This is a genomic window from Ochrobactrum sp. SFR4 (assembly GCF_019730395.1).
In the GTDB taxonomy this organism is placed as follows: domain Bacteria; phylum Pseudomonadota; class Alphaproteobacteria; order Rhizobiales; family Rhizobiaceae; genus Pseudochrobactrum.
In genome coordinates this window covers 96,708-107,734 of sequence record NZ_JAAPBB010000011.1, presented here as the reverse complement: position 1 = coordinate 107,734, position 11,027 = coordinate 96,708, and the positions used below count along the sequence as shown (strand labels likewise).

The 11,027-nt window shown below is 49.6% G+C and carries 10 protein-coding genes; 4 read left to right on the top strand and 6 right to left on the bottom strand.

Features of this window, described 5'->3' with window-relative positions; translation table 11 throughout:
• Positions 1-85: 85 nt before the first annotated feature.
• The 3 genes from HBA93_RS13785 to HBA93_RS13775 are packed head-to-tail and all read left to right on the top strand — an operon-like array spanning position 86 to position 1,841.
• Positions 86-337: an ABC transporter permease subunit gene (locus HBA93_RS13785; RefSeq protein WP_286201938.1), complete on the top strand. Its 252-nt coding sequence runs from the start codon at positions 86-88 to the stop codon at positions 335-337.
• Positions 334-987, top strand: a complete 654-nt coding sequence (locus tag HBA93_RS13780; protein ID WP_221723653.1) for an amino acid ABC transporter permease — start codon at positions 334-336, stop codon at positions 985-987. Before HBA93_RS13785 ends, HBA93_RS13780 begins: the two co-directional genes overlap by 4 nt.
• Before the next feature lie 23 nt (positions 988-1,010).
• On the top strand, positions 1,011-1,841 hold the full coding sequence (locus tag HBA93_RS13775) for a substrate-binding periplasmic protein (RefSeq protein WP_221723652.1): 831 nt from the start codon (positions 1,011-1,013) through the stop codon (positions 1,839-1,841).
• Between the two features lie 77 nt (positions 1,842-1,918).
• Here the strand turns inward: HBA93_RS13775 and HBA93_RS13770 are convergent, their stop codons facing one another.
• The 6 genes from HBA93_RS13770 to HBA93_RS13745 form a co-directional block, all read right to left on the bottom strand.
• Positions 1,919-2,677 (bottom strand): SURF1 family protein, encoded by a 759-nt coding sequence (locus HBA93_RS13770; RefSeq protein ID WP_221723651.1) that lies wholly within the window; start codon positions 2,675-2,677, stop codon positions 1,919-1,921.
• Between the two features lie 146 nt (positions 2,678-2,823).
• A complete protein-coding gene (gene repC / locus HBA93_RS13765) occupies positions 2,824-4,062 on the bottom strand; it encodes a plasmid replication protein RepC (RefSeq protein ID WP_221723650.1) in 1,239 nt (412 codons plus the stop codon).
• Between the two features lie 330 nt (positions 4,063-4,392).
• Positions 4,393-5,478 carry a plasmid partitioning protein RepB gene (repB, locus tag HBA93_RS13760; RefSeq protein ID WP_221723649.1) on the bottom strand — a complete coding sequence of 362 codons (1,086 nt, stop codon included), beginning with the start codon at positions 5,476-5,478 and terminating at the stop codon, positions 4,393-4,395.
• Positions 5,475-6,713 carry a plasmid partitioning protein RepA gene (gene repA / locus HBA93_RS13755; protein WP_286201937.1) on the bottom strand — a complete coding sequence of 413 codons (1,239 nt, stop codon included), beginning with the start codon at positions 6,711-6,713 and terminating at the stop codon, positions 5,475-5,477. Before repA ends, repB begins: the two co-directional genes overlap by 4 nt.
• 480 nt (positions 6,714-7,193) lie before the next feature.
• Complete coding sequence (locus HBA93_RS13750) at positions 7,194-7,796, bottom strand: IMPACT family protein (RefSeq protein WP_221723648.1); 603 nt, start codon at positions 7,794-7,796, stop codon at positions 7,194-7,196.
• Positions 7,797-7,905: 109 nt separating this feature from the next.
• Positions 7,906-8,544: a TetR/AcrR family transcriptional regulator gene (locus HBA93_RS13745; RefSeq protein ID WP_122093169.1), complete on the bottom strand. Its 639-nt coding sequence runs from the start codon at positions 8,542-8,544 to the stop codon at positions 7,906-7,908.
• A gap of 156 nt (positions 8,545-8,700) precedes the next feature.
• On the opposite strand from HBA93_RS13745, the gene HBA93_RS13740 reads away from it, so the two are divergent.
• Positions 8,701-10,737 (top strand): NADH:flavin oxidoreductase, encoded by a 2,037-nt coding sequence (locus HBA93_RS13740; RefSeq protein WP_221723647.1) that lies wholly within the window; start codon positions 8,701-8,703, stop codon positions 10,735-10,737.
• The last annotated feature ends 290 nt before the right edge of the window (positions 10,738-11,027 follow it).

Sequence of the window (11,027 nt, the reverse complement as noted above, 5' to 3'; positions counted from 1 at the left end):
GGAATATCGCCCGCTCAATTCGAACAGATAACCGCCGAAACGAGATAAAGAGGCGGAAATAAAACGGGACAAGTCCAATGTGATCATGCCGCAGCTCATCCGCGTCGCCCTGCCGGCAATGGCAACCTATGCCATTGGTCTTTTGAAAGATTCTGCGATTGCCTCAACAATCGGCGTTTCTGAAATGACCTTCTATGCCAACCAGTCATCCATGGCGACCTATCGCGGTCTTGAGGTCTTCAGTTTTGTCGCCCTGCTCTATATCGCCCTCAGCCTGCCGGTTGCATGGATGTCGCGCGAGATTGATGCACGCATGCGAAAGAAGGTGTCCCGATGATCCCGGTTTTGGCGGAACAATTTCATAACTGGCTGCCGCAAATGCTCAGTGGTCTGCGTATCAGCCTGATTATCACCGGCATGAGCCTGCTGATCGGTATTCCGCTGGGCTTTTTTCTGTCACTCGGGGTGATGTCAAATGCAAAACCGACACGTTGGGCAGCACTGACACTGGTTGAAGTGGGGCGTGGCGCACCATCACTGGTTCTGCTGCAATTTGCCTATTTCGGCCTGCCTTCTGCCGGTCTGACACTGACCTCCTGGTCGGCCAGTATTGTGGCTCTGAGCTGGACAACCGGTGCCTATACCAGTGAGATCATCCGTGCCGGTCTGCAATCTGTCCCCGCAGGACAGCGTGAGGCAGCGCAGGCGATCGGTCTGACACCGCTGGATATGATGCGCTTTATCGTTGTGCCCCAAGGTCTGCGTATCGCTATTCCGGCTTTGCTCGGCTTTGCGATCCTGATTTTCCAGACCACTTCGTTGTGTTTTGCCATTGCCCTGCCGGAGCTGACAGCCCGCGCCTATGAAATTGGAACCAATACATTCCAATACCTGCCAGCCCTGATACTGGCTGGTCTTCTCTACCTGCTCATTTGCATTCCGGCGACGCTGATTGTCGGCGTCATCGAAGCCCGTGCGCAGCATTAAATAAACAATAAAAAGGGGAAATCATGAATAAGTTTTTTGCACTCACACTAGCTGCCGGTCTTAGCAGCACTTTTCTGGCAGGTGCTGCTTTTGCACAGGATTGTACGCCGCAGCATAAAATCACTACTGTTGAAGCCGGTTATCTGACCATTGCAGCGCCGACTTTCCCGCCCTTCTCCATTCCTAAAGGCGAGAGCGATCTCAGCGGGGTGGATGGTGAAATCGTCAAGGAAATTGCTGCCAAAGAATGCCTGAAAATCAAAATCGCACCGGTTGAATATGCAACAGCCATTCCGTTTGTTGTTTCCGGTCGTGCAGATATTGCTATCGGCAATTATTACCGCACCGATGAGCGTCAGAAAGTGGTCAATCTTTCCGCTCCGCTCTATCTCGATCAGATGGGTCTCTATTCCAAGGAAGGCGTAACCACAGTAGCCCAGCTTGAAGGCCGCAATGTCGGAACCGTACAGGGCTATCTCTGGGTCAATGAGCTGAAAGCCATTCTCGGCGATAAACTCAGCCTCTATAACAACTATGTTGCGCTTTATCAGGATCTGGAAGCCGGTCGTATCGAAATCGCTATCGATGGTGTTGCCGTGGGTACTGCCGCGCAGCAAGGCGGTGCGCTGAAAGATGTTCAGATTAAAGTTTCAGAAAAAGACGAGCGTGTACAAAGCTCTGTCTATCCGGCGCAGGCCGGTCTGCCGCTTTCCAAGAACAATCCGGATCTGCTTGCTGCTGCTGATGATGTAGTCAAAGAGCTGCATAAATCCGGTCGTATGATTGAAATTCTCAAACAATACGGCCTGTCAGAGAGTGCTGCTGATGTCGGTGAAGCCCGCCTGATTAAATAACAGGGTTTATTGATAACTCCCCTGCTTTTCTTGTCAGCGGGGGAGTTATATTTAACTAATTGATATTATTATATAATTTAATCATCGTCTTCCGATTTGGGTTTGCCTTCATACCGGATCAGGAAGATGGCCATGCCTAAAACCATCAATGCCAGTGAAAACCACGTCAGTGCATAGACCAGATGATTGTCTGCAAATTTAACCACTGTCAGACCGCCTTCAGGCCGGTCGGCACGGTTTTGCGCACCATTCACATCAATGAAGTAATCCGGCACATTCTTCACATCAGCATGTTTAGTAAAAGCCTCAATATCGCGGGCATACCAGATATTCTTTTCCGGCTCATTCTGGCGTAGGAAAAAGCCTTTCGGCTCTGTCAGGCGTAGCAGGCCGGTGACTGTTGTTTCGTCTTCAATCTGACCGCTTGTGCGGTTCACAGGATCGCGCCTGGCACTTGCAACATAACCGCGATTGATAAAGACGGTCTCGCCGTTATCGCGCAGAAAAGGCGTGACAATCCAATAGCCGGAGCCCCGCTCTGTCAGTGCACCGACGGCAATTTCCTTATCATTGAGATAATGACCGGAGAGCGTTACAGCGCGATATTCATAAGCTTTCTTATCAGCATTTTGCCATGTATTTATATCGGGGGCTGACACAGGGGCCGCATTGATATTTTGCTCGACACGGGCAATCAGATCATGTTTCCAGCTTAAACGCTTGACCTGCCAGATACCAAGAGCGCTCAGGCCGGTGATTAGCAGAGCGGCAATCAGAGAAATCAGCACGATTTTCTTGTGTTTTGATCCGGGTGAACGGGTCTGATTTTCTGCCATGAGTTTAACTTCTTTATGCCTGTGTGTGATGCAGATTGTCTCTATGCCTTATCCGTCTTCAGGCAAATAAGAATTTATGTTGCGCACAAGAGTTTGAACGTGCTGCTGTTATAAAAACGGAGTGTGTCGGTACCATGGTCATTATTCTAGTGCTTTGTATTTGATAAGGCGCGTAAAGTCGGTTTTACGCAATATTGGCCGTGTTCTGCCTGCTGGGTTAATTTTCGCAAATATCCACCGGCAGAGCGTATTTTATCTGAGCGTTCAAGGATTGCTGCAAGTGTAATCGCTGCATTGATCTCTCCCATAATTTCACAAGCCTTTTGCCATGCAGAAGCTGTAATCCCGAGCATCGAACGAATATGCCCTGCTGTAAGGATTAAATCACGCCATTGATGAATACCATGCTGTGCGTAATGGCTGATTTGCGGACAATGTTGTAAAATTTCCTGAAGATCAGGGGTTAGTGTCCGAGTATATAAATCAGGGTTTCGTCGCATATTTTTTGATATTGGCTCCGGTTTATTGTTTTCGTGCTTTTGAACCTGTTTGTTATCAAAAGATTCTATATTTGAATTCTGAATGTGGTGCTCATTTTCGCATACATTGCCGCTCATTTTTTGTTCTGAAACCTTTGAAAGATAAAGATTTTCCACGTTATGGCGCAAAATGCTCAAAGCCTGTTCGCGTTTTCCTAAATTATCAAGCGTTCCGTTGCGTTCAACGCGGCCGGAAAGTGCCTGTAACTGATCATAAAGAGCATTCCAGTCCCCTGCTCGTCCCTCACTGAGGGCAGCCAGAATGGTTTTGGAAATATCCCGGAGATGAATGGTAATGTTGAAACGCAATTGCTGCCGGATACGTGCCTGTTCACGCAATTCAGTAGCATGGGTTTCAATTTCTGCTGCTTTAAATGTCAGTGGTGACAGGTCAAAGCCGAAGGCCATGGCAATTCCACCATTGCTGTCACGGCGTACAAAACGCTTACCATTGGGGCTGTCACGGCGCAAAATGAAACCAAGTTCAACCAGAATGGCAATATGCCGGCGGATTGTCGGTGCTGACATTCCGCGCAAGCGCATGGAAAGCTCGTGATTGGACGGAAAGACGATCAGCGCGACACGGTTGTCGAGTATTTTATCGGGGTAGAAACTCAGCAGAGCTTCGAGAACAGCAATCGTGCGCGAAGACAGCTGATAGGCTTCACGGGCTTCTGTTAAAGCACGCAACAGCTTCCAGCGATCAATGCTGTGATGATCCTGCTCAGTTTCACTCTGTTTCTGACGCAATTCTTTCTGTTGTTGCCGAAGTTTTTCGTAACTCAGAAAATGCGCAGCATTCATCATTCGCCCGCCAAACGGGGACGTCGCAAAATGCTCAGTCATTTGTTACCTCATTTGAGGCAAGCAAAAACACTGCCGGAACATTGCCGACTCTTGACTTTTGATCGCGAAAGTGATTCTCTCTAATTGCTACATCGAAAGAGGGCTTCCGGTTCGGTAACGTTCAGGGGGCCTTTTTTCTTGCCGTTTTTTCCTATCTGTTAAAACTGGTTTTGTCGTTTTCGGGGCTTTTGATCTGGTAGCGCCCTTCTCACTCCATAAACCGTGTGGTTCCTTCATTTATGTTGTTGATAATTTCAGTCTGTTACTTCTGAAATTATTTGCAACGCCTGATACGCATTACTAACGCACAGAGAAAAGACGGGGATAGATTTATCCGTTTTTCGTCTGCTGAAATCTTTCATAAAGTTCAGCCATTTCACCGGCCAGATATTCGGCAAAACCTTCCGCATCGTGGCGTTGCAGATCAAACTGCGCCCTGCCCTGTTGTAAGCGTAACAGGCCCAGACTTTCGCCATTGCGTGTTTGCAGCTTTTGTTCTGCCGGTTTGCCGGGCTCCTGTTTCTCAGTCACTGTGAGCTTCTGCAGCAGATGCTGAAAGCGGAGATCCGTTTCAGCATTCTTGAAGTCGTTTTCAGTGATAATGCGCTGCGCTTGTTTGAGCTGTAACTTATCGCGTAAAATATCTGCCAGCTGCATCCAGCGGGGTCTTCCGACTTTTGGTGCAGGGCCGATTGCACGGATGATCAGTTCCGGAATGGCTGCTGCAACCTGCAGGAAACGTGTCATTTCCGCTTTATGCAGCGACAGTGCATCCTGAACAGTTGATCGTTCAAAACCGCGTTCAACTAAAGCCTGAGCAAATAAAGCACGTTCAATGAAAGACAGATCACGGCGCTCGCTGTTTTCTTTACCTTGGGCAAGAACAAGTTCTGCATCTGTCAGAGGTTTGATGAGTGCTTTTACCGGTAATCCGAGACGGGCTGCAGCACGCATACGGCGGTGACCATAGGCGGCCTGAAAACGCCCTGCATGATCGGGATGCGGACGTACCAGAATAGGTACTTGCTGGCCATGCTGATGCAGGCTTTGCACCAGAGTGAGAAACTCCGGATCATCGGTTTCCTGACGGGTCAGGCGATCCTCAACAAAAGAAGCATCAATCAGGGAGGCATCTAGTTCAACAACCTGATCGCCTTTGGCAAGGCTGTCAGAGAGTTGCTTGGCATTCTCGAGTTCACGCGACATATCAGCCAGAGACAAACCCATAGCTTTGACGGCACCGGAACGGCTGGCTGAGGGACGTACAAGCGGATCGGGTGCTTTTTCCGGCATTGATGCCGGAGCTTCGGTTTGTGATGATGAGACTGAAATTTCAGGGATTTGTTGCTCAGTTGCTGCCGGTAAAGGCGCACCGAACAGAGCTTTCAGCTGATTTTTGCGGCTTGAGCTGTTCATGCCTTGCCTCCCCTCGCCGGACGGTTCCAGGCGGAATAGATCAGTGCTTCAATCTCACCGTTGACAGCTGTCAACGACTCCATCGCCCTGTCATAAGTAACACGGCTGAAATTTTCACGGCCAACCTCGTAAAGTGTTTGTTTGGTCAGGCCCGCATCGGAAACAGCTGTTGATTTGACCATTGGTGCTGTGAGCACACGTTCACCAAACTGGGCGCGCAGAAAACCTGCGATTTGCGCTTGCGGACCGTCATTTGGCTCATAACGTGTAATCAGGTAGCGCAGAAAGTCGAAATTGAGAGATCCGCCGGCCTCACGTACCACTGAGAGCAAATCGGAGGTCATGAACAGAAACTGGCTCATGGAAGCAACATCGAGCATCTGCGGATGCACGGTGACAATCACTGATGTTGCTGCACATAGTGCAGACAAAGTCAGGAAGCCGAGTTGAGGCGGGCAGTCCAAAACAACGACGTCATAATCGTCCGCAACCGATTGCAAAGCAGCCTGAACACGGGTGAAGAACATATCTGCGGCAGGGCCGCGACGCTCTGCGAGAACACGCGGTGTGGTATGTTCAAATTCCTGCAGTTCCAGATTGCCCGGCACAAGATCGAGACCGTCAAAATAGGTTTTGCGGATAATATCGCGCAGAGGGCGCTGTGCCTCATCATAACGGATAGCACCATAGAGGGTATCATTACCGCTGAGATCCAGTTCAGGCTGATAACCGAACAATGCAGACATGGATGCCTGCGGATCGAGATCAACCGCCAAGACGCGCAGGCCGGACAGAGCCAGATGCTGCGCCAGATGGGTGGTGGTTGTGGTTTTGCCTGAGCCGCCCTTGAAATTGGTGACAGCAATGACCTGCAGATGCTCCCCACGTTCTTCGTCGCGCCATGGCAGATAGTTGCGGCTCTTATTGGCATTTTGCTCGGTCAGCAAATGGCGCAGCGCATTAATATCTTCCAGCGTATAGAGACGGCGTCCGCCGGAGCCGGTTTCCGGCTGCGGACCTTCGCCTGCAATGGATAGCTGACGCAGATAGCTGTCGGAAACGCCAATAAGCTTGGCTGCTTCACTGCTGCTGAATTTGCGCAGGATCTTGTTGGATGCAGGAGCAAACAGACGCTCGCGCATTGCCTGTAACTGTGCAGATAAAAGCTCTGCATCCGCAGCTATCGCGCGGTCTGCCGCCAAAGGCGCATTTGCGGCTTTGCTTGTGCTTGCCAAATGCTGCTGTGCATCAGCAACAATATCTGCCCAATTCGTCGTCAATTTATTCAACCTTTATGCGCACTGGCCGTGTATAGTCATAAACCACTGCTTTTCTTTGCCCATCATGCTACGATTCGGACAAAATTACTAATCTGTTAACGCAAGTGCTTAAATCAACACTGGAAAACGCAAATAACAGATGCGATGGCGAGTAACGGTAAACCGGCAAGATTTTGTAATTTTTCGTTAGAAGAGTGTAAAATCCTGCAAGGAAAGTCAAATTATTTATAGTTAACGAATATTAACCGATCTGCAACGCAGTTTTCATTGCCCGGAAAGTATAAAGGCTTTCTCGCATCTAATATGAAATATCTGTTTTGGGATGTTTTTATGTGAGTGACGGGCTGAGAATGCTGGTGGTTTTGAATGCTTGTCAGATTGCAGTTGCGCCTGACCTGTGATCCGGTTGACAGCTGTCAACACGATTGACCGGTTTTAGAAACTCAGATCTTCTGCCTTGTCAGCAATCTGAATTCTGCCTGCCGTTATATCTGTGAGCATACGCAGCACTGTGTCTTTTTGCTGTGACGGAATTTCCAGGCGCAAATCCGCTCCGGTATTGTGAAATTCCTCTGATGTGATTGTCAGATGTTCGATACCTGAAAGGCGCGCTTTAATTAAAGCCAGCTCTGAAAAATGTGCGCGGATATAACTTGTCTGAGTGGGGATAATCTCAATCAGCTCGGAAGCGCGCAGACATAAAGCTGCGGTGCCACCATAAGCACGGATCAGACCGCCGCTGCCAAGCAATGTTCCGCCAAACCATCGCGTGACCAGCACCACAACATTATCGAGTTCCAATCCGTCAATAGCTTGCAGGATTGGTTTGCCCGCTGTGCCGCTTGGCTCACCATCATCATTGAAACGATAATTTTGCCCCATACGCCACGCCCAGCAATTATGATTGGCATCACTATAAGATTCACGCGCAATGAAATCTTTTGCAGCCTCTTCATCTGCAACGGGAAGTGCAATGGCAAGAAAACGGCTTCGTTTGATTTCCTGCTCAAAAACTTCTCGTTTTGCTAGCGTAAACATGGCGTCTCAATTTCTGCGGATGAATGCTGTCTGGCAATGCGCATCGTTTTAAACGGAGCGTATATTGCGATTGTTCTGATAGCAGATAATGCCGGCAGCGCCAAATCTGTTACAGGTGATGTCTGTAAGAATGGCGCTGATGAAACTGATCAAGCTCACGGGCAGAGGGCAGGGTGCCGGAGAATATTGCGACATAAGACGGCACACGCTGCATTCGTACTGCTACATCCTCATTTGTATTGAGGCTGATATAACCGATCTGGGTCAGATAAAGTGCTCTTGAGCGGACATCCGCCAGCAGAGGCTCACAACCGTGACGAATAAACATGGATTTGATGGCTTCAAGCCGGGTAGCGTCAGCTTCACTTAAAGCCAGCGCGACAGCAGGTGACTGTACACCCCAACTGCGCACAGCATGTTCGAAGCTGCTGTCAAAAACATCGCGATCAAGCCAGCAGTCAAACAAGTTGAGGGTGGCTTCGCTCAGGCTTTGTGCATCTGTACCGGCCTGCCGGAGCAGGGCAGTGGTGTTCTTTTCCTGCCAAAGCTGCAACAGCGCTTCAAGTAAGGCCTCGCGGTCTTTAAAAAACCAGTAGAAACTGGTGCGTGATAATTTCAGCATTTTGGCCAGCGTCAGAATCCGGACATTATCAACCCCGCTTTCCAGCAATACCTGATAAGCAGCGCCCAGCCAAAGTTCTTTGGAACCACGCCAGCCGCTGTCTGTATCCGTTGCAATTGTTGTCATCTGTTCTCCCGCACAGAGTAAAATTCTGTTTAATCAGATATTTATCGCCTGCCTATTTTATAAGGTTACTGTACCTGCGATAAAATGTACACTGCTGTATATAAAATTGACAGTAATGTACATTTTAATTAGGCTTCCTCAAAAAAGGGGAATACCATGCATAATGATCCGCTCTTACAGCCATATCAGCTTAAACATTTGCGGCTTCGCAACCGTATTATCACAACATCCCATGAGCCTGCTTATCCTGAGGATGGTATGCCAAAAGATGCCTATCGCGCCTATCACGTGGAACGCGCAAAGGCTGGTGTGGCACTGACAATGACAGCGGGATCGGCAACTGTTTCGCGTGACAGTCCGCCGGTTTTCAATAATGTGCTTGCTTATAAAGATGAAGTTGTGCCGTGGATGAAGGCCTTAGCTGATGAATGCCATGAGCACGGCGCGGCGGTGATGATCCAGCTCACACATCTTGGCCGACGTACCCGCTGGGATAAAGGTGACTGGTTGCCAGCTGTCACCCCGTCTCATGAGCGGGAAGGGGCACATCGCGCTTTTCCGAAACGTCTCGAAGACTGGGATATTGAACGGATTATCAAAGACTTTGGTGATGCGGCAGAGCGCATGCAAGCAGCTGGTCTCGATGGTATTGAATTGCAGGCTTATGGCCACCTGATCCAGCAGTTCTGGTCACCGGTAACCAACGATCTCGACAATGCCTATGGCGGCTCATTGGATAATCGTCTGCGCTTTACCTTTGATGTGCTGACAGAAATCCGCAAACGGGTGGGGTCGGAATTTATTGTCGGTATTCGCTACACCGGTGATGAGATGATGGAAGGCGGACACGGGGCAGAAGAGGGGATCGAAATTTCCCGCCGCCTTAAAGACAGCGGTATGATTGATTTTCTCAATGTGGTGCGCGGTCATATTGATACTGATCCGGCAATGACGGATCTTATTCCTATTCAGGGTATGGCCGGCTCTCCGCATCTGGATTTTGCCGGAGAAATTCGTGCGGCCACGAACTTCCCGACTTTTCACGCAGCTAAGATTCCGGATGTTGCAACAGCGCGCCATGCTATTGCCTCCGGCAAACTCGACATGGTGGGAATGACCCGCGCGCATATGACTGATCCGCATATTGTACGTAAAATTATTGAGGGCAGGGAAGAAGATATCCGCCCTTGTGTCGGTGCAAATTATTGCCTCGACAGGATTTATCAGGGCGGTGCAGCCTATTGCATCCATAATCCGGCGACAGGGCGTGAACTGACCATGCCGCACACGATCAGCAAAGCACCGGTACGGAAGAAGATTGTTATTGTCGGTGCGGGACCTGCCGGTATGGAGGCAGCCCGTGTTGCCGGTGAGCGTGGCCATGAGGTCGTGGTTTTTGAAGCCGCTGACAGGGCAGGTGGGCAAATCCGTCTTACAGCACAATCACCGCGCCGTCGTGAGATGATCAGCATTATTGACTGGCGACTAGCGCAATGCGAACGCTTCGGTGTGCAATTCCGTTTCAATACATGGGCAGAGCAGGCAGAAATTGATGCCGAAAACCCTGATGTCGTGATTATTGCCACCGGTGGTATGCCGCATGTTGAAATGCTTCCTGAGGGCAATGATCTTGTTGTTTCCGCATGGGATATTCTCTCCGGTGATGTCAAAGCGGGCAGCAATGTGCTGATTTTTGACGATGCGGGCGATCATGCGGCCTTGCAGGCGGCAGAAATGCTGGCAAAAGCAGGGGCAAAAGTGGAGGTTATGACACCTGACCGCAGTTTTGCGCCGGAAATCATGGCGATGAACCTCGTGCCTTATATGCGGAGTCTGCAGAAAGACGGTGTAACTTTCACCGTGACCTATCGTCTTGATAGAGTTTCCCGAAACGGCAATAGCCTCACGGCACATATCGGGAGCGATTATGGCGGCGTGGATAAACAGCAAGATCATGATCAGATTGTGATTAATCACGGTACAAGACCGCTGGATGATTTGTATTTTGAGCTCAAACCGCAGTCCAGAAATCTGGGATCAGTCAATTATGATGATCTGATCGCCGGAAACGTACAGCAAGCCGATAAAAACGAGAGCGGCCGCTATCAGCTCTATCGTATCGGCGATGCTGTTGCCGCACGCAACACCCATGCCGCGATTTATGATGCGCTGCGCCTGATGAAAGATATCTAGAACGTGTCGCGTTTAATTGTATCCGCTACACTCACTCTATCTCTTTGTTTTTTACGCATGTCGTTACCAGAAAACCGGTGCCCACTTTTCCGCGACATGCTCTAGAGCATTTTACAGTCAAGTTGGATCAACTTGACGGCAGTGATAATGCGACCAAATAAAGAATCTAGAGCGAGCGCTATGATCCAATCTGGACGTAAACCGCTCTAGTCTCTCAAAGAGGGGAGGGCTTTGATAAAAAGACCCTTAAAAAAATTGCCCCCTCCCCTTCTTGTCGGAAGGGGAGGGGG